At 48.3% G+C, this 23,394-nt stretch carries 25 protein-coding genes and 1 other annotated feature; of the genes, 6 read left to right on the forward strand and 19 right to left on the reverse strand.

Annotated features, from left to right (window positions below; all coding sequences use genetic code 11):
- The 8 genes from H8705_RS09085 to H8705_RS09120 form a co-directional block, all read right to left on the reverse strand.
- Positions 1–1,308 (reverse strand): DUF512 domain-containing protein, encoded by a 1,308-nt coding sequence (locus H8705_RS09085; RefSeq protein WP_262395460.1) that lies wholly within the window; start codon positions 1,306–1,308, stop codon positions 1–3.
- Positions 1,309–1,375: 67 nt separating this feature from the next.
- Complete coding sequence (gene rpmF, locus H8705_RS09090) at positions 1,376–1,558, reverse strand: 50S ribosomal protein L32 (protein WP_262395461.1); 183 nt, start codon at positions 1,556–1,558, stop codon at positions 1,376–1,378.
- A 66-nt stretch (positions 1,559–1,624) separates the two neighbouring features.
- Positions 1,625–2,083 (reverse strand): YceD family protein, encoded by a 459-nt coding sequence (locus tag H8705_RS09095; RefSeq protein WP_262395462.1) that lies wholly within the window; start codon positions 2,081–2,083, stop codon positions 1,625–1,627.
- Positions 2,084–2,229: 146 nt separating this feature from the next.
- Positions 2,230–2,574 carry a helix-turn-helix domain-containing protein gene (locus tag H8705_RS09100; RefSeq protein ID WP_262395463.1) on the reverse strand — a complete coding sequence of 115 codons (345 nt, stop codon included), beginning with the start codon at positions 2,572–2,574 and terminating at the stop codon, positions 2,230–2,232.
- A 204-nt stretch (positions 2,575–2,778) separates the two neighbouring features.
- Positions 2,779–3,189 (reverse strand): hypothetical protein, encoded by a 411-nt coding sequence (locus H8705_RS09105; protein ID WP_262395464.1) that lies wholly within the window; start codon positions 3,187–3,189, stop codon positions 2,779–2,781.
- Positions 3,190–3,240: 51 nt separating this feature from the next.
- Positions 3,241–4,578, reverse strand: coding sequence for a glucose-6-phosphate isomerase (locus H8705_RS09110; RefSeq protein WP_262395465.1), 1,338 nt, complete (start codon positions 4,576–4,578; stop codon positions 3,241–3,243).
- Positions 4,579–4,802: 224 nt separating this feature from the next.
- Positions 4,803–5,981 (reverse strand): D-alanyl-D-alanine carboxypeptidase family protein, encoded by a 1,179-nt coding sequence (locus tag H8705_RS09115; RefSeq protein WP_262395466.1) that lies wholly within the window; start codon positions 5,979–5,981, stop codon positions 4,803–4,805.
- 124 nt (positions 5,982–6,105) lie between these two features.
- On the reverse strand, positions 6,106–6,336 hold the full coding sequence (locus H8705_RS09120) for an HPr family phosphocarrier protein (protein ID WP_262395467.1): 231 nt from the start codon (positions 6,334–6,336) through the stop codon (positions 6,106–6,108).
- Between the two features lie 202 nt (positions 6,337–6,538).
- Between H8705_RS09120 and mtaB the strand changes: the two genes are divergently transcribed.
- The 3 genes from mtaB to H8705_RS09135 are packed head-to-tail and all read left to right on the forward strand — an operon-like array spanning position 6,539 to position 12,306.
- Positions 6,539–7,828, forward strand: a complete 1,290-nt coding sequence (gene mtaB / locus H8705_RS09125; RefSeq protein WP_262395468.1) for a tRNA (N(6)-L-threonylcarbamoyladenosine(37)-C(2))-methylthiotransferase MtaB — start codon at positions 6,539–6,541, stop codon at positions 7,826–7,828.
- 24 nt (positions 7,829–7,852) lie between these two features.
- A complete protein-coding gene (locus H8705_RS09130) occupies positions 7,853–11,581 on the forward strand; it encodes a phosphoribosylformylglycinamidine synthase (RefSeq protein WP_262395469.1) in 3,729 nt (1,242 codons plus the stop codon).
- Positions 11,582–11,598: 17 nt separating this feature from the next.
- Positions 11,599–12,306: a TVP38/TMEM64 family protein gene (locus tag H8705_RS09135; protein ID WP_262395470.1), complete on the forward strand. Its 708-nt coding sequence runs from the start codon at positions 11,599–11,601 to the stop codon at positions 12,304–12,306.
- Between the two features lie 40 nt (positions 12,307–12,346).
- Here H8705_RS09135 and H8705_RS09140 read toward each other — a convergent pair whose 3' ends face one another.
- Both H8705_RS09140 and H8705_RS09145 read right to left on the reverse strand, forming a co-directional pair.
- Entirely contained in the window at positions 12,347–13,024 is a 678-nt protein-coding gene (locus H8705_RS09140; RefSeq protein WP_262395471.1) for a metallophosphoesterase, read from the reverse strand.
- A 25-nt stretch (positions 13,025–13,049) separates the two neighbouring features.
- Complete coding sequence (locus H8705_RS09145; RefSeq protein WP_316248652.1) at positions 13,050–14,351, reverse strand: O-acetylhomoserine aminocarboxypropyltransferase/cysteine synthase family protein; 1,302 nt, start codon at positions 14,349–14,351, stop codon at positions 13,050–13,052.
- Between the two features lie 251 nt (positions 14,352–14,602).
- Here H8705_RS09145 and H8705_RS09150 point away from each other — a divergent pair, with 251 nt between their 5' ends.
- Positions 14,603–15,973 carry a D-alanyl-D-alanine carboxypeptidase family protein gene (locus H8705_RS09150; RefSeq protein WP_262395472.1) on the forward strand — a complete coding sequence of 457 codons (1,371 nt, stop codon included), beginning with the start codon at positions 14,603–14,605 and terminating at the stop codon, positions 15,971–15,973.
- A gap of 62 nt (positions 15,974–16,035) precedes the next feature.
- Here the strand turns inward: H8705_RS09150 and H8705_RS09155 are convergent, their stop codons facing one another.
- The 9 genes from H8705_RS09155 to rpmG form a co-directional block, all read right to left on the reverse strand.
- A complete protein-coding gene (locus H8705_RS09155; protein ID WP_262395473.1) occupies positions 16,036–16,374 on the reverse strand; it encodes a hypothetical protein in 339 nt (112 codons plus the stop codon).
- Between the two features lie 20 nt (positions 16,375–16,394).
- Positions 16,395–17,168, reverse strand: coding sequence for an SDR family oxidoreductase (locus tag H8705_RS09160; RefSeq protein WP_262395474.1), 774 nt, complete (start codon positions 17,166–17,168; stop codon positions 16,395–16,397).
- A 384-nt stretch (positions 17,169–17,552) separates the two neighbouring features.
- Positions 17,553–17,930, reverse strand: coding sequence for a 50S ribosomal protein L7/L12 (rplL, locus tag H8705_RS09165; protein ID WP_262395475.1), 378 nt, complete (start codon positions 17,928–17,930; stop codon positions 17,553–17,555).
- Positions 17,931–17,969: 39 nt separating this feature from the next.
- Positions 17,970–18,563 carry a 50S ribosomal protein L10 gene (gene rplJ / locus H8705_RS09170; protein WP_262395476.1) on the reverse strand — a complete coding sequence of 198 codons (594 nt, stop codon included), beginning with the start codon at positions 18,561–18,563 and terminating at the stop codon, positions 17,970–17,972.
- A gap of 24 nt (positions 18,564–18,587) precedes the next feature.
- Positions 18,588–18,749 (reverse strand) — a sequence feature (ribosomal protein L10 leader region).
- Between the two features lie 79 nt (positions 18,750–18,828).
- Positions 18,829–19,521 (reverse strand): 50S ribosomal protein L1, encoded by a 693-nt coding sequence (gene rplA / locus H8705_RS09175; protein ID WP_262395477.1) that lies wholly within the window; start codon positions 19,519–19,521, stop codon positions 18,829–18,831.
- Positions 19,522–19,579: 58 nt separating this feature from the next.
- Positions 19,580–20,005: a 50S ribosomal protein L11 gene (gene rplK / locus H8705_RS09180; RefSeq protein WP_262395478.1), complete on the reverse strand. Its 426-nt coding sequence runs from the start codon at positions 20,003–20,005 to the stop codon at positions 19,580–19,582.
- Between the two features lie 118 nt (positions 20,006–20,123).
- Positions 20,124–20,645 (reverse strand): transcription termination/antitermination protein NusG, encoded by a 522-nt coding sequence (gene nusG / locus H8705_RS09185; protein ID WP_262395479.1) that lies wholly within the window; start codon positions 20,643–20,645, stop codon positions 20,124–20,126.
- Between the two features lie 55 nt (positions 20,646–20,700).
- Positions 20,701–20,922 carry a preprotein translocase subunit SecE gene (gene secE, locus H8705_RS09190; RefSeq protein WP_262395480.1) on the reverse strand — a complete coding sequence of 74 codons (222 nt, stop codon included), beginning with the start codon at positions 20,920–20,922 and terminating at the stop codon, positions 20,701–20,703.
- A gap of 21 nt (positions 20,923–20,943) precedes the next feature.
- Complete coding sequence (rpmG, locus tag H8705_RS09195) at positions 20,944–21,093, reverse strand: 50S ribosomal protein L33 (protein WP_262395481.1); 150 nt, start codon at positions 21,091–21,093, stop codon at positions 20,944–20,946.
- A gap of 321 nt (positions 21,094–21,414) precedes the next feature.
- Between rpmG and H8705_RS09200 the strand changes: the two genes are divergently transcribed.
- A complete protein-coding gene (locus tag H8705_RS09200; RefSeq protein WP_262395482.1) occupies positions 21,415–22,485 on the forward strand; it encodes a D-alanine--D-alanine ligase family protein in 1,071 nt (356 codons plus the stop codon).
- A 34-nt stretch (positions 22,486–22,519) separates the two neighbouring features.
- Complete coding sequence (gene murI, locus H8705_RS09205) at positions 22,520–23,335, forward strand: glutamate racemase (protein ID WP_262395483.1); 816 nt, start codon at positions 22,520–22,522, stop codon at positions 23,333–23,335.
- Positions 23,336–23,394: the final 59 nt, after the last annotated feature.

Raw genomic sequence — 23,394 nt, forward strand, 5'->3', positions numbered from 1 at the left:
TCACTCCCTTCCTGTCATAGCGTTATATAACATAAACCCATCGTTGTCCACCGTTTTTACCGGCACACCCAATTGGGATTCAATGTCTTTGATTGTGTAGTTATCCAGGAACCTGTCCTGTTCATGACGCAGCATCACCGAGGGAAGCAGCAGCTTATTTCCCAGCCGCTTTCCCCAAAGCTGGGCGACAATATCCCGCCCAGTCACCAGCCCTGCCACGGTGATATTTTCTCCGAAAAATCGATTGACTATTCCCCAGACCTCAATCTTTACCCCTGGGTGCTTTGCCATCACCATTTCGGAAAGGCTTCGTATCAGGCCGTACGCCCCCACCCCGGTAGCGATGGTAAACTCCCCTTTGCAGCCGGATTCTTCATCCAGGCGCAAGGCGCTTTCAAACTCGTCCTTTAATAAAGCGATCAGCCCTACCCCATTCTCAAGCTGACTGAACTCCCCGTAATACTCAGCCGGCGGGATCGGCCGCTGGGCTTTGAGGAAAAACTCATCCGAAGGATATGCCACCCGCTCCCCGTACTTCTTTTCCATACGTGCGGCAAACGCGTCAATCACATCAATGGTCTGCCCCGCATTCTCTTTTTCATAAGCGCGCAGAGGAAAAAGTCCCTCCCTATAGCGGGTCAGGCCCACCGGCACGCAGGCGATGCTCTGCAAATTAGGGTACAGCCGGCCCAAATCCTCCAGCGTTTTTTCCAGCGCCGGCCCGTCGTTAATGCCAGGGCACAGCACCAGTTGGGTATTGACTTTGATTCTCCCATCGCACAGCCGCTTTAGGTATTCCAGAGATGACGCGGCCCTGGGATTTGCCATCATCTTTACCCGCAGGGCAGGATCGGTGGTATGGACGGAAATATTTACCGGAGATATACGCATTTTAATAATACGGCTGATCTCTTCATCCGTCAAGTTGGTTAAGGTAATATAGTTTCCGAATAAAAAGGACATCCGGCTGTCGTCGTCCTTAACATACAGAGTTTCACGCATCCCCTTGGGCATCTGATCCACAAAGCAAAAGATACATTTATTTTTGCAGGTATGCTGCTTGTCCATCAGGTAGGTTTCAAACTCCAGCCCAATATCGTCATATTCGCCTTTTTTTATCCGTGCGGAATACGCCGTCCCCTTTCCATCCACAAGGTCCAGCGTAATCTTTGTTTCCGTAATATAAAACCGGTAATCCAGCACATCGGCAATGCTGTTTCCATTGACCCGAAGCAGAGTATCCCCCGCCTTTATTCCCGCTTTTTCCCCATAGGAATGAGGGTCTACCGATTGGATAACAACAGGCATGATCTCCTCCCGCAAAAAAAACAGAGGCGGAATTGTTATTCCCCCTCTGTATAGTCATATACTAAGATCAAGCTTCTACTTTGATAATTTCTTTACCTTTGTAGAAACCACAGTTGCCGCAAACTCTATGAGGAGTTTTTAACTCGCCGCACTGTGGGCATTTAGAAAATGCAGGTGCTTGTAGCTTCCAAACATTGGAGCGTCTTTTATTTTTGCGCGCTTTTGACGATTTTCTCTTTGGTACTGCCATTCTCAGGCACCTCCCTCAAATTTTTATAGTCATGACACCTCGCGCCCCGCGCGGGCGCCACATTTTTTACTCTTCCAGAAGCTTTTTGAGCATCGCCAGCCGCGGATCCTCCTCCTTGAGAGAGCAGCCGCAGTCGCCGTCGTTCAAATTAGCTCCGCACTTGGGGCAAAGCCCCCTGCAGTCATCCTTACATACGATTAAAGTGGGGAGTTCGAGGAGAATATCGGAGGTCGCGAGCTCTGCCAAATCAAGCTCTCCTTCCGGTACTACTATAAACTCATCGTTGTCCTCACGGTTTAGGGATAAAACCACCGTATGGGCGAATTTCATATGATATGGACGGTGGATTGCCTGCAGACAGCGGTCACACACCGTATCCACACAAAAATCCGCCGAATAACTGAGCGTTACAATTCCCGAACGATTTTCCGCCTTCCCGCTGAGCTTCACCGGCTGGGGAAAAAGACGGCTGCCAAAACGGGTCACATCGCTCAGATCAATTTCCCCCGAAAAATCAAGGGACATCCCCTCGTTGTCAAACAGTTTGGAGAGATCTGCTTTTATAGTCCCCGCCTCCGTTCGCAGCAGATAAAGGTATCATTGCATAAAAGGACGCAACAATCCCCCTGCAAATGTCACGAAGTATATTATATCTGTTTTCCTGCCCTATGTCAATATGTTTTGCCATAAATATTGGCGGTATCCAGCATTCCCTGCATGTAGGCGTTCACCTTTTCCCTCTGGAGAAGGGACAGCTTTTTATATAGATATAAATGGTTCGTCTCTTCCTCTGTCAAAGGCTGTGCAGGATACTGTTTTGTTTTGCATCTGCCTGAAAGATAGTCCATGCTGACATTAAAGTAGTCGCAGATAATATTGATTACCCCAATATCCGGTATCCGATCCCCTGTTTCATAAGAACTGATAGTGGCCTGAGACAAATTAAGCTCCATTCCCAGCTGTTCCTGACTAAGACGCTTTTCCCTGCGAAGCTGTTTTAAGCGAGGACCTATCATAATAATTATCACCTCTTGTAATAATCTTATTGCAAAAGGTTGTAATAATTAATCGATTTTGTTATAAGCATATTTGTCTATGTGATATTTTCCCAATTTTTAGCCGCATCCGTAAAAATCCAGTACCTGCGTGCGGACCCTTCTTTTTCGTGCGCTAAAACAGCCGCCCGAGGGGCGGCTGTTTTTCTTTCTCTATTTGTAAACTTAGATAATATACTGATGAATTCTTTCCGGCAAATCCGTTTTGTCACAGGACACTGTAAAGGTCATAGTCGCACCATTATCCTCAGTGATCGCAACCAACTTATCAATCATCTTCGCGAAAGCCTCAAAATCTTTGCCGCCTACTTTGAACGTAGCGTCCACAAACACTTCCGTAATATCGTAGTTGCCGGCGAACAACCCGCAGAAAAATCCGTAAAAGGCGTCAAAGCCGGTAACCGCATAATGATCGATGTCTACCAATCTTGCCTGATGGCTGATATCATAAGTGAGCACATTGCCTTTTTCAACGCACACTACGTTTCCTTTCGTAGTTTTAACCGCATCGTTCACCATGTTGATCAGAGTCTTGGTTTTGCCGGAACCCTTATTGCCAACGATCAGCTTTATCATGTGAATTCCTCCCAAAAGTTTTATTTTTTCGCCCATAGGGCGACATAAGCCTTATTTCAGTTTTGCTTCCAAATCCGCTTTCTGGTCCTCGTAACCAGGTTTACCCAAAAGGGCGAACATATTCTTTTTATAGCTTTCCACTCCTGGCTGGTTAAAGGGATTTACCGCCAGCAGATAGCCGCTGATAGCGCAGGCTTTTTCAAAGAAATAAACCATATAGCCAAATTCAGACGCATCAATCTGAGGAACTTCCAAAATAATATTAGGAACGCCGCCCTGAGTATGGGCAAGCACAGTCCCCTGCATGGCCTTTTCATTGACCACAGACATGTTCTGTTCCGCTAAGAAATTCAGCCCGTCAAAGTTCGCGGGATCCGACTGGATATAGAAATCCTTTTTCGGTTTTTTAATCTCCACCACGGTTTCAAACATCAGCCGGCGGCCTTCCTGAATAAACTGCCCCATAGAATGCAGGTCGGTAGAAAACACTACCGACGCCGGCAGCAGCCCTTTGCCATCCTTGCCTTCGCTTTCCCCAAACAGCTGTTTAAACCACTCGTTCATCATAGTAAACGCCGGCTCATAGCTGACAAGCAGCTCCACCGATTTTCCTTTTCGGTACAGAATATTGCGCAGAGCGGCATAACGATAGCAGTCGTTTTTCGCCATATCCGGATCGGAAAAATCCTCCATCGCCTGAGCTGCCCCAGCCATCACCTGATCCAAATCGATGCCCGCTACCGCCATGGGAAGCAAACCCACCGCAGTAAGGACAGAATACCGTCCGCCTACGTCGTCCGGGATGACGAAGGTTTCATACCCTTCTTTATCGCTTAATTGTTTCAAGGTGCCTTTCGCTTTATCCGTTGTGGCATAGATACGGCCTTTGGCCCCTTCTTTGCCATACTTTTTCTCCAACATATCCCGGAATACCCGAAACGCCAAAGCAGGCTCTGTGGTTGTACCGGATTTGGAGATGATGTTTACCGAAACATCCCGTCCTTCACACAATTCCACAATAGTGTTCAGATAGTCAGCGCTGATATTATTGCCGGCAAAATAAATGTCCGGGGTGTCTTTTTTCTTGTTGTTATAAAAAGGAGAACAAAGCAGTTCTATTGCCGCTCTCGCCCCCAGATAGGACCCGCCGATGCCGATGACTACCAGAATATCGCTGTCCGACTGGATTTTTTTCGCGGCGGCCTTGATCCGGGAAAATTCTTCTTTATCATAGTCCCGAGGAAGGGTTGTCCAGCCTAAAAAGTCATTTCCAAGCCCTGTTCCTTCAGTAAGCGTTTTATGTGCGGCGGCCACCTGCGGTTCGATCGCAGCCAGCTCATGATCGCTGACAAACTCTTTCATATGCTTTGTATTCAGCGTTATTGCCACATCTCATCATCCTTTCCTGCTAACCACTTTTACAATTCTATAAGCAACCTGCTTATGTATCGCTCTTTCTCATCTCAATTTCTTATTCACATTGTAACTTATTTACCTATCTATTTCAAGTCGGCTTTGTTAAAAAAGTGTATTTTTACTTTTGCTGCAAAATGTCCGGAAGTTTTCCTATTGAGGGCGCCCCGGCGCTTATCTGCGCCGGGCGCCCTCGCCGTTTACATTTGAATCAGATACCCCAGAAGCTGTTTTAACGCATTAAAAAAAGTCATTTTTTCAATAGTCTGGGCGGCTACCAGATCGTATTCGTCAATTTTACTCCCCGCTACATGCACCACTACCTTACCCAGAAGCTGGCCTTTTTCTACCGGCGCCTGGACGTCCTCCACCAAAGTAACCTCCTGCTGTACGCTGTCTTTGTCCGCGGCGCGCACAATCACTGACGCCGGCGGCAGGCTCTGGACCTCTACTTGAGTATTGACGCCGCCCCGCACTTTTACCGGCTGCAGTTCCTCCAGCGGCGGCAGCTCAACCCGGGTGTAGTTGGCAAACCCGTAATCCAGCAGGCCCCTGGCGGAGGCGAACCGGTCGTTGCTGGTGGCGCTTCCCAAAGTAACCGCCACTAAGGACATCCCTTTGCGGGTGGCGGTGGCCGCCAGACAGCTTCCCGCTCCATCGGTAGTGCCGGTTTTCAGCCCGGTGCAGCCATCGTAAAAGCGCACCAGTTTGTTGGTGTTGACAAGCTGAGTTTTCCCATCCCGCAGTTCGCTCATCCATACGCTGCTGTATTCTTTAATCAAGTCATGTTTTATTAATTCCCGGGACATAAGCGCGATATCCCTGGCAGTGGAAACATGACCTTCGGCGTCCAGACCGGTGGCATTTTTAAATACGGTATTTTCCATACCAAGTTCCTGCGCCCTGGCGTTCATCATTTCTACAAAAGCTTCCTCGCTGCCTGCAATCAGCTCTCCCAAAGCGACGGACGCGTCGTTGGCGCTGGAAATAGCGGTCGCTTTGATCAGGTCGTCCACCGACATCTGTTCCCCCGGCTCAAACCAGATTTGAGAGCCGCCCATGGAGGCGGCGTGAGGGGAACAGGTCACCAGGTCATTTAGGGTAATCTGATGGTTGTCGATAGCCTCCATCACCAAAAGAAGGGTCATAATTTTTGTGATCGACGCCGGCGGCAGCTGAATATCCGCATCCTTTTCAAACAATATCCTGCCGCTGTCCTGTTCCATCAGGATAGCGGATTTTGCAGGAAGGCTGTCGTCCACCGGCGCCGCCGTCTCCAACGCTGTAAAATCCGGCTCATCCTCCGCCCAAGCGGTGGTAAAACACGTACCCAGCAATATTGCCAGACACAGAATAAACGCTAATACACGTCTGGTCATACCTACACCTCTTCATATTTAAAGATACTATATGTGTATGCCGGGTTTATCCAGAAAATTATTAAGCCATAAAAAAAGACGGACACGGCAAATGCCGTGTCCGTCGAAACCGTTTAAACGAATATTACGCAACTACAAATTTTTTAATCTCATCCATGAATTTATCGCAGTCATCAGAATGGATTTCCACTTTAATGGGTTTGGACAGATCCAAGCTGAAGATGCCCATGATGGATTTTGCGTCTACCGCGTATCTGCCGGAGATCAGATCTACATCAAAATCATACCGGGACACAGTATTTACAAACTCTTTTACGTCGTTAATAGTTTCCAGTTTCATGTTTACAGTTTTCATAATAATGTCCTCCTTTACTAGACATATTGCTTTTTTAATACTTTCACTACAATATTAATATAACAGCGCCGTTTATTTAAGTCAACTGCTAATTGTAATTGTTTTCAAAATTTATTATAATATGTGTAAAATGAAGATTTTACTCATTTTTCTTTGTGCAATTTTCACATGGTTGTTGAATTAATTTTATATGGAGTGTACAATGAGAGTAGCTTTTTTTACCCTAGGGTGCAAGGTAAACCAGTATGAAACTCAAATTTTATCCCAATTATTCGCCGACGACGGATACGACGTGGTCTCCCATACCGAGCCGGCGGATGTTTATATCCTCAACTCCTGTACAGTGACCTCCACCGGAGATAAAAAAACCCGCCAGATGCTCCGTCGTTTTAAATCCCAAAATCCCGGAGCGGTGGTGGCTCTCACCGGCTGTTTTCCCCAGGCGTTTCCCGACGCGGCCGAACGTCTGCCGGAAGCGGATGTGATCACCGGTTCCTCCAATCGGGCCCGCCTGCCGGAAGCGGTGAAAAGGCGCCTCGCCACAGGAGAGCGGGTGATTGATATTTCCCCGCACCAACAAGGGGAGGGATTTGAACACATGTCAATGAAGAAGTTTTCAGAGCGTACCCGCGCTTTCGTCAAAATTGAGGATGGCTGTGAGCGGTACTGTTCTTACTGCATTATCCCTAAAGCCCGGGGGCCGGTGCGCTCCAAACCATTGACTGATCTCAGGGAGGAACTCCATAATCTGGCCCGTGCCTCTTATCAGGAAGTGGTGCTGGTGGGGGTCAATCTTTCCTGCTACGGCGCAGAGCTGGGGATACGCCTGATCGACGCGGTGGAGCTCGCCTGTTCTATCGATGGTATCCAGCGGGTACGTTTAGGGTCGCTGGAACCGGAGCTGCTCAGCGAGGAAGATATCCAGCGTATGGCTGCCCAGCCCAAGGTTTGCCCTCAGTTCCATCTTTCCCTGCAAAGCGGCTGTGATGAAACCCTCAAGCGAATGAACCGTCATTATACCACACGGGAATATGAATCTATTGTACGAAGCCTGCGCAAAAATTTTAAAAACTGCGCGATCACTACGGATATTATGGTTGGGTTTCCCAAGGAAACCGAAGAGGAATTCCAACAGTCCATGGCCTTCGCCAGCAAGATCGCTTTTCCCAAGGTCCATGTATTCGCCTATTCCCCCCGGGAGGGCACCCGGGCGGCGGCAATGCCCGGACAGATATCCAAGGGAGAAAAAGAGGAGCGCAGTGCCCGGATGATTGCCCTGACGCAGGAAGTACGAAAGAATTTTTTACAGTCCCAGGTGGGACAAACTGTCTCCGTGCTGTTTGAAAGGGAGCTGGCTCCCCATGTTTTTGAGGGATATTCGGAAAATTATACCCCTGTTCATCTTTCTTCCCCAGAAGATCTTCACGGCAAAATTTTGCCGGTAAAGATTATATCCGCCCAATCGGATTGGTGTACAGGTCAGTTGATGTGAAAATAAAAGAAAGAGGTAATGAGCGTGAGCGTGTATCGAATTTATGTGGAGAAAAAGCCCCCTTATGCGGTAGAGGCAGCTGGGGTGCTCAGCGATCTGAGAACTGCTTTAATGTTGGAGTGCGTCACCGGCGTGCGGGTGATCAATCGGTATGATGTGGAAAATATCGCCCGGGAGGATTTTGACAACGCCCGGGGGACGATTTTTTCTGAACCACAGGTGGATCTCACCTACGATGAGCTGCCTTCTATTCCCCATGGCCAGCGGATTTTCGCTGTAGAATACCTGCCGGGACAGTTTGACCAGCGGGCGGACAGCTGCGCCCAATGTATTTCTCTTTCTACTGCCAAAGACCAGCCTACTGTGCGTACAGCGAAAATTTTTATTTTGGATGGACAAATCAGCGATGAAACTCTGGAGCAGATTAAACATTATCTCATCAACCCGGTGGAAAGCCGGGAGGCTTCGCTGGAGATGCTCTCTACCCTGCAGACCAATTATACCATTCCCACCACTGTAGAAATCTTGGAAGGGTTTATCCAGTTGGACGATGCCGCTTTGGAAAAATTTGTGTCCGACTATGGCCTTGCCATGGATAAAGACGATATTAAATTCTGTCAAAATTATTTTAAAAAGGAAGAAAAGCGGGATCCTACCATTACAGAAATTCGAATGATTGATACCTATTGGTCGGATCATTGCCGCCATACCACCTTTCTGACCAACATAAAAAATGTAGAGATTGAACCGCCTTACATAAAAGAAAGTTTTCATCATTATCTTTCCCTGCGGGAAAAGCTGTATGCGGGCAAGGACAAGCCCATGACCCTGATGGACCTGGCGGTAATTGGTGCGAAGGCCCTGAAAGCGGAAGGATATTTGCACGATCTGGACGAATCCGAAGAGATCAACGCCTGCTCGGTGAAAATCCCAGTGGATGTCGACGGCCGGGAAGAGCAGTGGCTTTTGATGTTTAAAAATGAAACCCACAATCATCCTACGGAAATTGAACCGTTCGGTGGAGCAGCCACCTGTCTGGGAGGCGCTATCCGCGATCCTCTATCCGGAAGAAGCTATGTCTACCAAGCCATGCGGGTCACTGGCGCGGCAGACCCTACCCTTCCCATCGAGCAAACCATAAAAGGCAAGCTTCCTCAGCGCAAAATCGTCACTACCGCCGCCAACGGCTATTCCTCGTACGGAAACCAAATCGGGCTGGCTACGGGACATGTTGCGGAGGTGTACCATCCTGGTTATGTGGCCAAACGCTTGGAGATTGGCGCGGTATTGGGGGCGGCTCCGGCAGAAAATGTTGTTCGGGAATGCCCGGATCCCGGGGATATTGTTATCCTTCTTGGGGGGCGTACCGGCCGGGATGGCTGCGGCGGCGCCACCGGTTCCTCCAAATCCCATACCCTGCAGAGTTTGGAAAGCTGCGGGGCGGAAGTGCAGAAGGGGAACGCCCCGGTAGAGCGCAAACTGCAAAGACTGTTCCGTAATCCCCAGGTCACCCGGCTGATCCGCCGCTGCAACGACTTCGGCGCGGGGGGGGTATCAGTAGCAATCGGTGAGCTGGCGGACGGCTTGCGGATCAATCTGGACGCGGTTCCCAAAAAATACGACGGACTGGACGGTACGGAACTTGCCATTAGTGAATCCCAGGAGAGGATGGCGGTGGTCGTTTCCCAAAAAAATGCGGAAAAGTTTATCAACTTTGCCCACGAGGAAAATCTGGAAGCTACGGTTGTTGCCCAGGTAACCCAGCAGCCCCGTCTGGTGATGGAATGGAATGGAAAGGAAATTGTCAACCTGTCCCGTACTTTCTTAAATTCCAACGGCGCCGCCAAATATACGGATATCAAAATCACTTCCCCTTCTCCGGCCGTGTCCTGCACGGTGGAGACTTCTTCTGGAGAGCAGCAAAAAATCTGGGAAGAAATGCTCAGCAATTTAAATGTTTGTTCCCAAAAGGGATTGGTAGAGCGTTTTGACGCTACTATCGGAGCAGGAAGCGTATTCATGCCTTACGGAGGAAAAACCCAGCTTTCCCCAGCTCAGGCTATGGCGGCAAAGATCCCGGTTCTGGGAGGCGAAACCACCACCTGTTCCCTGATGGGCTGGGGATTTAACCCGGATGTCTCCCAGCACAGCCCTTACCATGGCGCTATGCTGGCGGTGGTGGAATCCGTAGCAAAAATTGTGGCGGCCGGCGGCAGTTACAAAAAGTGTTGGCTTACCTTCCAGGAATATTTTAAACGCACCAAAAACGACCCGGCCCGCTGGGGTCAGCCTATGGCGGCGCTTTTGGGAGCGCTGGAAGCCCAGCTGCAGCTGAAAATCGCCTCTATCGGCGGGAAAGATTCCATGTCCGGCAGCTTTGAGGACATCGATGTGCCTCCTACTCTGGTATCCTTTGCGGTATCTGTCGCCAAGACGGACAAGGTGGTCTCCACCGAGTTTAAAAAAGCCGGCAGCAAAGTGTATCTTCTGGTCCCGGAATATGACGAAAATTATCTTCCTCGCTTTGACAGCGTTAAGAAAGTCTTTGACGAGATGGAGCGGCTGATTGCTTCCGGCAAGGTAACTGCCTGCTGGACCTTCGGCTACCATCAGATATACGAGGCTGTGGCCAAGATGTGCTTCGGCAACCGGTTAGGGTTTGTGTTTGACGATCTGCCGGCGGCTTTCGGCGTCTCCGGAGAAAAAATGTACGGCGGGTTCCTGTTTGAAACTGAGGAAGAAGTGAAAACTGCCGCCGCTTTGATCGGTCATACGATCCCGGAATATGTAGTAAAATTGGCGGGAGAAACTGTCGATTTAGATGCCGTTCAGTATAAATGGGAAGAAAAATTACAAAAAGTATTCCCATATCTGCTGGAGCCGGAGAAAAAAGAGGTTCCGGTATATTCCTATGAAGCAAAAGAGCGGGTATCGCCTGCCGTAAAATTTTCTAAGCCCCGGGTGCTTATTCCCGTATTCCCCGGGACAAACTGTGAATATGACACCGCCCGGGCGTTTACCCGGGCCGGCGCTGAGGCAAAGGTATTTGTCGTGCGCAATCTGTCTGCTTCGGACATTGCCCAGTCGGTGGATGCCTTTGCCGAACAAATCAAAAAATCTCAGATGATCGCTCTGCCGGGGGGCTTCTCCGGCGGGGACGAGCCGGATGGCTCCGGCAAATTTATCACCGCTTTCCTGCGCAATCCTAAGATTAAAGACGCGGTGCATGAACTGCTGAAAAACCGTGATGGACTGATGTGCGGTATCTGCAATGGTTTCCAGGCGCTGATTAAACTGGGGCTGGTGCCTTATGGCGAGATCCGGGATATGGATGAAACCTGCGCTACTTTGACTTATAATACCATCGGCCGTCACCAGTCCTGTCTGGTACGCACCCGGATTTCTTCCAACCAGTCTCCCTGGCTGATGAATATGCAGGTAGGGGATATCCATACTGTGCCCATTTCCCACGGAGAAGGCCGGTTTGTGGCTCCACAAGCTTTAATTCGCCAGTTGGCAGCCAACGGACAGATCGCTACTCAATATGTAGACTTAGAAGGGACGCCTTCCCTGGATATCCGTTATAATCCCAACAATTCTTTTGATGCAATCGAAGGCATCACCTCTCCGGACGGGCGGGTTTTCGGCAAGATGGCTCACTGCGAGCGCTACGGCGAAGATATCTATCGGAATGTGCAAGGGGCGAAGATCCAAGATATTTTCAAAGGCGCCGTAGATTATTTTACTAAGTAACAAAGCTGGCGGTTGGCATGGCAGAAAAGAAAAAAGGCGCGCCTATAATTCTAATCATCTTCATCGCACTTATTTTTATAGGCGCTTTTAGCTGGCTGGTCTGGCGGTATTATCCTGATATCGCCGGCCTGACCGAGCCGGAGAATATGGCGGCGTTTAAAGAAAAACTTCATTCTTTTGGAGTTTGGGGGATCTTTTTCTTGCTGGGAATACAAATTCTTCAGGTTATTTCCGGTATCATTCCCGCTTTGCCTATTCAGGTGGCGGCAGGCGTCATTTACGGTCCGGTGGGGGGAACCTTCTTATGTATCACCGGTATTTTTATAGGCAGCGCTCTGGTATTTCTAACCGTGAAGAAATTCGGGCAGCCGGTGGTGGACCGAATGTTTCCCAAGGAAAAACAGGAGAAGCTCAGCTTTTTGCATCACGCGGACCGGCTGAATATCATCGTGTTCCTCCTTTATCTGCTCCCGGCTATGCCCAAGGACGTGCTTACCTATCTGGCCGCCCTCACCCCGCTGAATTTGCAGCGGTTTTTGGGGATCACCATCATCGCCCGCATCCCGGTGCTGCTGGGCACCTGTTTTGCGGCCAGCGCAGTGATGCAGGGCAATTATCTAAGCGCGGCCGGGGTGTCTTGTATTTCCGGCGCACTGGGAATAGTGTGTATGGTAAACAGCAAGAAAATTTTAGAAAAACTCAAATCTTTGCGGAAAAAGAAATAAAAAAGACCGTCCGGAGAACCCGGACGGTCTTTTTTATGTATTATTTTAAATTAGCCTTTAAGGGTACAATCTGCTGATAAAGCGCGCGGTACAGGGGCGGTATCACCTTATCCTGATGGTATCTTCCGAAGAACCACTGTTTATATCGTACGCTCCCTGCCACCTCATCCAAGAAAGCGTTGAGATGATTGGTGTGGAAGCTTTCCATATCAAGAAAGCCGCAGATCGTAGCGGAAGCTTCGTGGGTGATAATATAATCCACCACATTCCCCTGTTTATTTAAATTTCCTCGGGCATAGGCCATCTCCTCCTGGGAGGGAAGCTCCTGGGCCCACCAAGTGATTCCCTGCGTGCGGTCATCCACATCCGCAGTTTCCCCGCCGCCGAATACAAATATCGTATCGGATTCGATGGTATAAATCTCTCCCCGCAGCAGCTGCATACATTTGCCGTCCACCTGCCGGGCCTTTCCGCCACAGAAATCTACAACCGGCCGTTGCGCCAGCAAATCCAGATTGTCATGGGTTCCTTCACAAAAAAGCACCTGGTATTTACGCTTTCCCAGCCAGCGTAATATCTTCTGTTCCTTTTTACTGCCGTCCCAAACAAACCCAAAGTCTCCGCACACAATCAATACATCGTTTTTCTTCAGCTTTTTAATCTCTTTGGATTTGAAACGTCCTATATCGCCATGAGTATCTCCGGTAACATAAATCATATTTTTCCCTCTGCAACGTTTTATTTCAGCTGTTTGTCGCCAGTTGGATGGCTCTTTCCAGATCAGCGATCAAATCCTTCGGATCCTCTAGCCCAATGGACAGCCGGACAGTTTCCGGGGTGATTCCCGAGGCGGCCAGCTGTTGGTCTGAAAGCTGGCTGTGAGTGGTAGAGGCCGGATGACTGATCAGAGAGCGCACATCCCCTACATTGGTTACGTGCAGGATCAGCTGCAGGGAATCGATCAGTTTTGCCCCGGTTTCCCTGCCTCCATGCAATCCGAAAGTAAACACGCTGCCCGCTCCTTTGGGACAATATTTTTTTACCCGATCATAGTATTTGCTGGATGGCAGTCCGGGATAATGGACAAACTTAACTTTAGGATTGCTTTCCAGATATTGGGCCACTTCCAATGCGTTATCGCAATGCTTTTGAATACGCAGGGACAGGGTTTCAATCCCCTGCAGAATCATAAACGCATTAAACGGGGAACAGCAGGCTCCCAAATCTCTGAGCATCATGGTACGCAGACGGGTGATGAACCCAGCGTTTCCACAGTCCCTGCCAAAGACTACCCCATGGTAGCTTACGTCCGGCTCGTTATAAAGAGGATACCTTGGATTCCCCAAAAAATTGAAGTTGCCGCTGTCGGTGACAATCCCACACATGGAAGTCCCATGGCCTCCCAAAAATTTCGTAGCGGAATGAATCACTAAATCTGCGCCGTATTCAATGGGTTTGATCAGATACGGGGTGGTAAAGGTGGAATCCGCAATCATTACAATCCCATGTTTATGAGCGATCTGAGCGATCTTTTCAATATCCGCCACATTGGCGTTGGGGTTCCCGATTACCTCTACAAAAAATGCCTTGGTTTTGTCGGTAACCGCCGCTTCCCAAGCATCCAAATCGTCCGGGTCTACAAATTTCACCTTGATTCCAATCCGCTCTAGGGTCACGCCCATCATATTGATCGCTCCGCCGTAAATGCAGATCGAGGAGACAATTTCATCCCCAGCCTGGGCCAGATTTAAAAAGGTATTAAACATCACTGCGTGTCCGGAAGCCATAGCCAGCGCGCCTATTCCTCCGTCCAGCGCGGCCACCCTGCGTTCCAGCGCGTCGACGGTAGGATTGGAAAGACGGGTATAAATATTCCCCGGCTCTTCCAGGCTGAACAGTTTTCTTGCGTGTTCCGCGCTGTTAAAAGTGTAAGCGGTGGTCTGATAGATCGGCAGATCCACAGAATTGGTCACCGGATCCGGTTGAGTACCCGCATGTACCTGCAGCGTATCAAATCCAAATCCTTTATCGACAAAATCCAACATAAATTTCCCTCCGATGATATAAAAAAACATTTGATTTTTGTGAACTTTTTTGTATGGCTCTTTTCTTTTTCGCAGATATTTGGTATACTATACCTAGATTATTTTTAAATTTTTCTAGATGTATTTTGTATATCATAGCACAAATTTTTTTCTACTGCAATGAAAGTTTTTGCTTTTATTCTATTGTCCAAATCCTGCCGCCGGACAATAGTTCGCTTCCCGTATCGGCAACGGAGAATGGCTCGGTTTATATGAAACGACTACTATCTGCGTTTTTAACGTTGATTATATTGTGCTCTTTTGTTTCTCTGCCGGTGTCGGCGATTAATCACGCTCCGCCGCCTTTTGCGGATACTTTGAACTCCAAAGCTATCTATATGGTCAATACTGATTCTGGAGAAGTGGTGTATGAAAAAGATTCCCAAGGCAAGATGTACCCCGCTTCCCTGACCAAGATTATGACCTGTATCCTGGCCTTGGAAATGGTGGATGATCTGGACAACGAAACCACCTCTTTAAAGACATATATCCAGGAGTACCTCTATAACCTGCGGGTCAACGGCGGGGTGGATGTGCAGACCGGCGGTATCTATCTTAATGAAACCTTATGTATTCGGGACCTGCTGTACGCTATGATGCTTCAGTCCGCCAATGAAGCGGCCATGATGGTAGCGGATTATATTGGCGACGGTTCTATTGAATACTTTTGTGAGCTGATGAACGCCAAGGCGAAGGAGATCGGCGCGAAAAACACCAATTTTTCCAACCCTTCCGGGCTGTACGACAGCAACAACTATTCCACCGCCTATGATATGGCTAAGATTGCAGAATACGCTATGCAGAATCCGGAATTTGTAGAAATCGTCACCACCCAGGTCTATACCTCCCAGCCAACAAACAAGCAGGAAAACGGAATCCAGTGGGTTTCTACCAACCGGATGCAGAACCCAGGGAATACGGAGTATTATTACGACGGGCTGCAGGGGATAAAAACTGGTACTCTGGAAGAATCCGGAAGCAACTTTATTTCTACCGCTACCCGGGACGGCTACACCTATCTGCTGGTGGTGATGGGCGCTCCCTTGGAGGATGATACCGGCGCCACTTATGCGAAAAATCTGGCCTTTGTGGATACTAAGTATCTATATGACTGGGCATTTGAAAATTTCCGGGTAAAGACGTTGATGGACGTAGGGGATCCTATCGCGGAGGTCCCGGTAAGGCTGAACTGGGACAAGGATCATGTGCAGCTTCTGGCGTCGGAAAAATACCAGGCCCTGGTGCATAACGAAGTTACCAGCGACAGCGTTCAAACCATTCCTGAGCTTCCAGACCATGTAGACGCTCCCATTGAAAAGGGGGAGGAAATTGGCTATGTGAAGCTGATGCTGGAAGGACAGGAGATCGGGCGGGTGGCTTTGGTCGCCGGAGAAAACATAGAGCAAAGCAAGGCTCTGTATTATATGGATAAGGTAAAATCTTTCTTTAATACCTTCTTATTTAAATTCGTATTTGTGTTTGTTCTGGTAATTATTGTCCTGTATATCGCCTTGATGGTGGTTCGAAACCACAACAAACGCAGATATCAGTCCCGGCGGCGTAAACCACCTACAAAATTATAATTATAAAAAGAGGAAGGTTCCATGGCTTGCCATGGAACCTTTTTGGTGCTTGGGGCACTTTATCAAATTGGAGTAATACGCAGATATTTAATCTTCCCGTTCTCATCTTCCTGTTCTAAGGTAGCGGTAACCGGGATCACTGTGCGGCCATAGTGGATAAAATACTCAACCGTATCTTTTCCCTTATATTCTACATTTCTGATTTTAAACGGGCCGCCGTTAAACCCAAATTTATGATGGAACATCATCTCAATCGCCATACGGCCTTCCAGATGCATAGTATCCATCTTGGCCTTTCCAAGGGAAGAATCGTGGAGTACGCCGTATTCGTCGAACAGTTCCGCCAATCCCACGTTGTCCCCGATTTCCATACAATGAATATATTTTTCCAACAGAGTCATTTTCTTTTCCTCCTTCCAGTTTAAAATCTCTCCGAGCGAAGCAGGGCGTCAATGCCCCCATCAATATATAAGACAACCCCGTTAATTCCGCTGGCCTGAGGGGAGGATAAAAATACAATTCCGTTGGCGATCTCCTGGGCGTCTAAAAATTCATTTCTCCCATACCTTGTCGGGATGGGAATCAAGAGGGCGGCTTCTTTTTGCTTTTCGGTCATATTCTGGGTCATAGGGGTAGAAGTATTCCCAGGGGCTACCACGTTAATACGCAGGCCGTCCGCCGCCCAGGAAGGGGAAATTCTTCTGACCCACCGGGCAAGGGCATGTTTGGAGGCCCGATAGCAGGCCGGCGCATACTCCTGGGGGATATCCTTGGCAACCTCCGTCGCTTTTGCCTCATCCATTACATCTGTCAGCATATCCACCAAATCCATCGGCAAATCTTCTTGGGTAATCGAGTTGGAGGAGGTTGCCACACAGCATCCGCCCTTTTTACGAAGCAATGCACGCACGCCTTCCGCCATCTCCACTCCGGCAAAAAAGTTCAAAGAAAAAATCAGGGATGGCGGCACTGTAGGCCCTACTCCAGCGTTGCAAAGGATACCGTCAATCCCTTCCGGATACCTATGGTATATCTGCGCAAGCGCCTGCAGCCTTCCCTCTTTTTGGGACAGATCGGCACAGAAGTCTCCTCCCCGGTAGTCAATATTAAACACTTCGTGCCCTTGGTTGAGTAGCGTGAGCCTGGTGGCGGCCCCAATGCCTGTCGTTCCTCCGGTTATTACGTAAACTCCCATGTCTTTCCTCCCGTTTTGTAATTTTAAAAATTAAATCTTGCAAATATTAAATTTCGGCCGATTTGTCGATACTCTATCACAGAAAATTTATTTTGTCAAATAATCTATTTTTTAACAATTAATTTGTGCATATTGATTATTTTTTGACAAATTTACGTAAATAGGCATAGCTTCTAGCGTTTAAGTCCTTTTTCACTCCAGAAATTTTTCTTGTACATTTTATCGATTTAATGATTTTATTCACAAAAATAAATGAATTTTAAAAAATCAAATCCTTCATTTTTACATTAAACCTCCCGATTTTGCAGCCGGAGTACGAAACCTTTCGTCAAATCCAACAAAAAAAGCCTTTCCCAAAAGGGAAAGGCTTTTTAAGGTAAAATCTTATTTCAGTTCTACGCTGGCGCCAGCATCTTCCAATTTCTTTTTGATGTCTTCCGCATCCGCTTTGGAGACGCCTTCTTTAATCGGTTTCGGAGCATTGTCAACCAGATCTTTCGCTTCTTTCAGGCCCAGACCAGTGATTTCTTTCACCAGTTTGATTACGCCCATTTTGGAAGCGCCAGCGCTGGTCAAAACAACGTCAAATTCAGATTTTTCTTCCGCGGCAGGAGCAGCAGCACCCGCAGCAGCAGCAACCATTACAGGAGCAGCGGCAGAAACACCGAATTCCTCCTCGATCGCTTTTACAAGCTCATTGAGTTCAAGCACAGTCAGAGCTTTGATATCTTCTACAAATTTTAAGATTTTCTCAGAAGCCATTATAAATTACCTCCTATGTTTTAATTCAATATGGGGCTGTTATTCTTCAGCCGCAGGTGCAGCCTCTTCAGCCGCGGGAGCAGCCTCTTCGGCTGCAGGTGCAGCTTCCTCAGCCGCGGGAGCGGTTTCCTCACCAGAACCTTCTTTTTCAGCAATTGCGTTAAGAGCAATAGCAAGGCCTTTGACATTGCCCAAAAGTACGCTGAGCAGCTGTGCGAGCAGTTGATCTCTGCTTGGCAGTTTCCCCAGCTCGGTCACTTTGGCAGCATCGATAACGCCGCCGTCAACAAACCCTGCTTTTACAACAAATTTTCCTTTGGATGCATCCGCATACTTGGTAAGAACTTTTGCCGCTGCAACCGGATCTTCCGCGCTGACCGCCAGAGCAGTCGTCCCTTCCAAGGAAGGAATCAGCTCATCATATCCCAGTTCTTTCGCAGCGAACCGGAGCATAGTATTTTTTACAACCGCGTACTCTACGCCCGCTTCTCTCAGTTCTTTTCTCAGCTTGGTATCATCCGCAACGCTAATGCCCTTGTAGTCAACCAGAACACCAGCAACAGCGCCTCTGAGCTTTTCAGTCAGTTCTCGCACCGCCTGTTTTTTCTGCAATAAAATCTTTTCGCTTGGCAACAAATTCACCTCCCGATTTTAAACAAATATACTAAAAAAGCCCTTCCTGCTTCTACCGCAGAAAGAGCATACAAAACCGCTGGAAACCTTCCAGCCATCTTCTATGGAGTCTTTCCTCGGCAGGCAGGGTAACCCTTTTACGTCTAATAAGACACCTGCTGTCTTAGGATGACAGCTTTATTATAATACCATAACCTCTAAGCCTTGTCAATGGCAAAATGGCGGTTTTCCCTCCGCCAGACAGGCGGAGGGAAAATTATTTCCATTACATAAATTTGCTTGGATTAATCTTAATTCCAGGTCCCATGGTGGTTGCAACAACACAAGACTTTACGTACTGGCCTTTTGCCGCAGCAGGTTTCGCTTTTACAATAGCGCTCATCAGGGTTTCAAAATTCTGCTGGAGCTTCTCTGCGCCAAAGGATACTTTTCCAATGGGGCAGTGAATGATATTGGTTTTATCCAGACGATATTCAATCTTACCGGCCTTCGCCTCGGTAACCGCTTTGGCCACGTCAGGAGTAACCGTACCGGCTTTGGGGTTTGGCATCAAGCCACGGGGTCCCAAAATTTTACCCAAACGACCAACAACGCCCATCATGTCAGGGGAAGCGATTACAACGTCAAAATCCATAAAGTTTTCTTTCTGGATTTTCTCCATCAAATCTTCCGCGCCTACATAATCCGCGCCGGCATCCTGGGCAGCCTGTACATTATCGCCTTTCGCAAATACAGCTACGCGAACTTTTTTACCGGTTCCGTTGGGAAGTACCACCGCGCCGCGCACCTGCTGGTCCGCATGACGGGAGTCAACGCCCAAACGGACATGAACCTCTACCGTCTCGTCAAATTTTGCTTTGCCGGTTTTGGTGCAAAGCTCCATTGCTTCTGTTGTATCATACAGCTTCAAAGCTTCCAGGAGCTTTGCGCTGTCAGAATATTTTTTACCGTGTTTCATCTAATCTTCTCCTCCTTAGAGTGGTAATTAACGGATTTTTCCTCCCACCCGGGGAGCATCAGTCTACAACCTCTACGCCCATGCTTCTGCAGGTACCGGCAATCATGCTGATCGCGGTATCAATGTTAGCGGCGTTGAGGTCAGGCATTTTCTGCTCCGCAATTTTTTGAAGCTGTTCTCTGGTGATCTTTCCAACTTTGGTTTTGTTGGGCACACCAGAACCGCTCTGCAGTCCGATCGCTTTTTTGATCAGTACCGCGGCTGGTGGAGTCTTTGTGATAAAGCTGAAGGAACGGTCTGCATAAACTGTAATAACAACAGGGATAATCAGCCCCGCGTCATTTTTTGTACGCTCGTTGAAGTCCTTCGTAAACGCCATAATATTAACACCGTGCTGACCTAAGGCAGGTCCAACCGGTGGTGCAGGTGTTGCTTTGCCTGCAGGGATTTGCAGCTTAATATAGCCTACAACCTTTTGAGCCATGTTTAAAGCACCTCCAAAATTAGTGGTAAATTTCGAAACAGCAGAGCTGTTTCTCCCACAAGCTGGCCGGTCTGCCAGCTCATATATGCCGGAATCTCACCGGCGCCTCAAAAAAAGATTAATCCAAAGGTTCTATCTGGTCAAGCTCAAGCTCTACCGGGACATCCTTACCCATCATGGATACGGTAACGCGGACCACACTGTTTTGCAGGTCGATCTCGTCCACCACGCCGATGAAGCCTTCCAGATATCCGTCGTTGACCTTGACAGAATCGCCCACGGCGAAGTTAACTTCAATATTTTTGGTCTCCACGCCCAAGCGCTGCACTTCCTCTTCGGTCAGCGGCACCGGCTTGGAACCAGGCCCAACAAAACCAGTGACCCCGCGGATATTGCGCACAACATACCAGGAGTCGTCGGTCATAATCATCTTCACAAGCACATAGCCCGGGAAAATTTTACGTTCAACCTCGCATTTTTTGTTGTCCTTTATCTCCGTAACCGTTTGAGTGGGTACCTTTACCTCACCGAACAAATCGTGGAGTTTTCGGTTTTCAACCGCTTTTTCAATGTTTGTGGCAACTTTATTCTCATAACCGGAATAAGTGTGAACCACATACCATTTCATAGAGTCTGGCATGAATTATTCCTCCCACTCAAAAAGATAAGCCCATCGTGTTTTCATTTAAATAAGGTTAAATGAAGTTCACAAACAACCTTACCAAGGTGGAAGCAACAATGTCAAGACAGCCCACAACCACAGCGGCGATTACCATAACGACCAAAACGATAATGGTGTTGTTGATAATCTGGCTCCTGGTGGGCCAGACAATTTTCTTGGTCTCGCCCTTTATGTCGCGAAAGAAGCGTTTGACCCTTGCGATGAAACCGGGTTTCTTCTGAACCGCATCTGCCATTATTCGTACCCGCCTTTCACCTTACTTTGTTTCTTTGTGAAGAGTGTGTTTCCTGCAGAAACGACAATACTTGTTCATTTCGAGTCTGTCAGGATCATTCTTCTTATTTTTCTTTGTGTTGTAGTTACGCTGTTTGCACTCTGTACACGCTAGAGTAATTTTTACTCTCATAATATCGGCACCTCCTGATTTACCGGAATTTTTTGCCTCCCTCGTAAAGGAAACACTTGTTTTTGGACATAAAAAAATAACCCTTTTAGAGGTATCATTACTATATCACATGCAAGGCCCGTCCGTCAAGGGCTTTTTGGGAATTTTCTTTTAGATTTCCGCAGGGGGAGAGTTTACTTTTCGTTCACGATTTTTCTCTATTTCATAATTGCGTACTATTTTATATTGTGATAGAATATAGATTGAATTATTATGGACTATTATACGTATAAATAATAGGGTTTCCAAGGAAAATTTAAAATTGGATGCGAGGTTGTTTTCGTGAGCAAAAAAACCGTAGCCGTTCTCTTCGGCTCTATTTCCAGTGAACATGAGGTTTCCCTGCTTTCCGCCACGTCGGTAATCAATCATATTCCCCGAGATAAATACGATGTTCTTATGATCGGAATCACCAAAGACGGCCGCTGGCTTTATTATACCGGCGATGTCTCTCTTATAAAAGACGGCTCCTGGGAAACCAGCGGCTGTACGTCTCCGGCTATCCTCAGCCCTGACCGCGGGACCAAAGGCATCGCCCAAGTAACCCAGGCGGGTATTTGTCATATTCCGGTGGACGTGGTGTTCCCGGTGCTGCACGGAGAACACGGAGAGGACGGCACCATTCAGGGATTATTTGAGATGGCGGGCATCCCTTACGTTGGCTGCCATGTGCTGTCCAGCGCCGCCTGCATGGACAAGGAAGTAACCCATATCCTGCTGGAAAACGCCGGTATCCCTATGGCGCCTTACGCGGTATTTTGTCTGGGGGATCTGAAGCGATTTGAGGAGATTGAAAAACATCTGGCCCAAAAACTGGGGTATCCCATGTTCGTAAAACCGGCCAATACTGGCTCTTCTGTAGGGGTTAGCAAGGCAAAAGACAAGGCGGATCTTCTGAAAGCGGTGAAGCTGGGACTCCAATACGACCGGAAGCTTATAGTGGAAAGCACTATTGTAGGCGATGAGGTGGAGTGCGCGGTGCTGGGCAACGAACAGCCTATCGCCTCCAGCGTGCTGGGAGAGATTGTGCCCCACCATGAATTTTATGATTACGAAGGAAAATATTTGGACGACTCCACTGACTTATATATTCCGGCCCGTATCCCGGAGGAGACCACTCAAAAAATTCGTGAAACCGCGGTGAAAGCTTTCCAGGTGATGGGGTGCGGCGGTCTTGCCCGGATTGATTTTTTTGCCTGCAAGGACGGAAAGATTATTTTAAATGAACTGAATACGATTCCAGGCTTTACTTCTATCTCCATGTATCCCAAGCTGTTTGAAGCCTCTGGAATATCTTATCCTGATTTGATCGACCGGCTGATTACGCTGGCCCTCCATTATCCAGAAGATTAAGCGCATTATTATATTAAAAGGAAAGGGGTATCCCATGGACAACAGAGCAATCGGTGTTTTCGATTCCGGATTGGGCGGTCTTACCACAGTAAAAGAGCTGCGCCGTCTGCTCCCTTATGAAAACATTGTGTATCTAGGCGATACCGGCCGTGTGCCTTATGGCACCCGGGGACGGGAGACCATTCAGAAGTACGCCATGCAGGATATGGCCTTTCTGCAAAGCCATAATGTAAAAATGATCATTGCCGCCTGCGGTACCGCAAGCTCGGCGATTACCAGTGAGATGACTTCCCATCTCGGCGTCCCTTTCTCTGGTGTCGTTCTTCCCGCCGCCCAGGCCGCCTGCGCTTCTTCCATCAGCGGACGAATTGGCGTGATCGGCACCACCGCTACCGTGCGCTCCGGCGCTTACGGCAGAGCTGTTCGGGGAATCAATCCTGACGCCAGGGTATTTGGCAGCGCCTGCCCCTTGTTTGTCCCTTTGGTGGAAAACGGTTTTATCCAGCCGGACAACGAGATTACCATCAAGGTGGCCCGGATATATCTGGAACCAATTATTAAGTTTGAAACGGATACCCTGATTTTAGGCTGCACCCATTACCCTATTATTTACGATATTCTCAACCAGCTTTTGGACTATAAAGTAACTCTGATCGACCCCGGCAAGGAAGTTGCCCGCTGGGCCCACAGCTATCTGATCAGCGAAGATATGCTGTCCTCTTCCCAGCAGAAGGGCGGATGCGAGTTTTTTGTCACAGACGCACCAGACAGCTTTTCTTCCACGGCGGATATCTTCCTTGGGGAACATGTGGATTCCCAAGTGACACAGATTGATCTGGAAGCAATATAACAATAACCGCACCGCATGGTTTCGCGTCTGAACGCGGTTCGGGAGGGGTTTTGCTTTTT

The organism is Youxingia wuxianensis (assembly GCF_014385085.1).
In the GTDB taxonomy this organism is placed as follows: Bacteria; Bacillota; Clostridia; order Oscillospirales; family Ruminococcaceae; genus Youxingia; species Youxingia wuxianensis.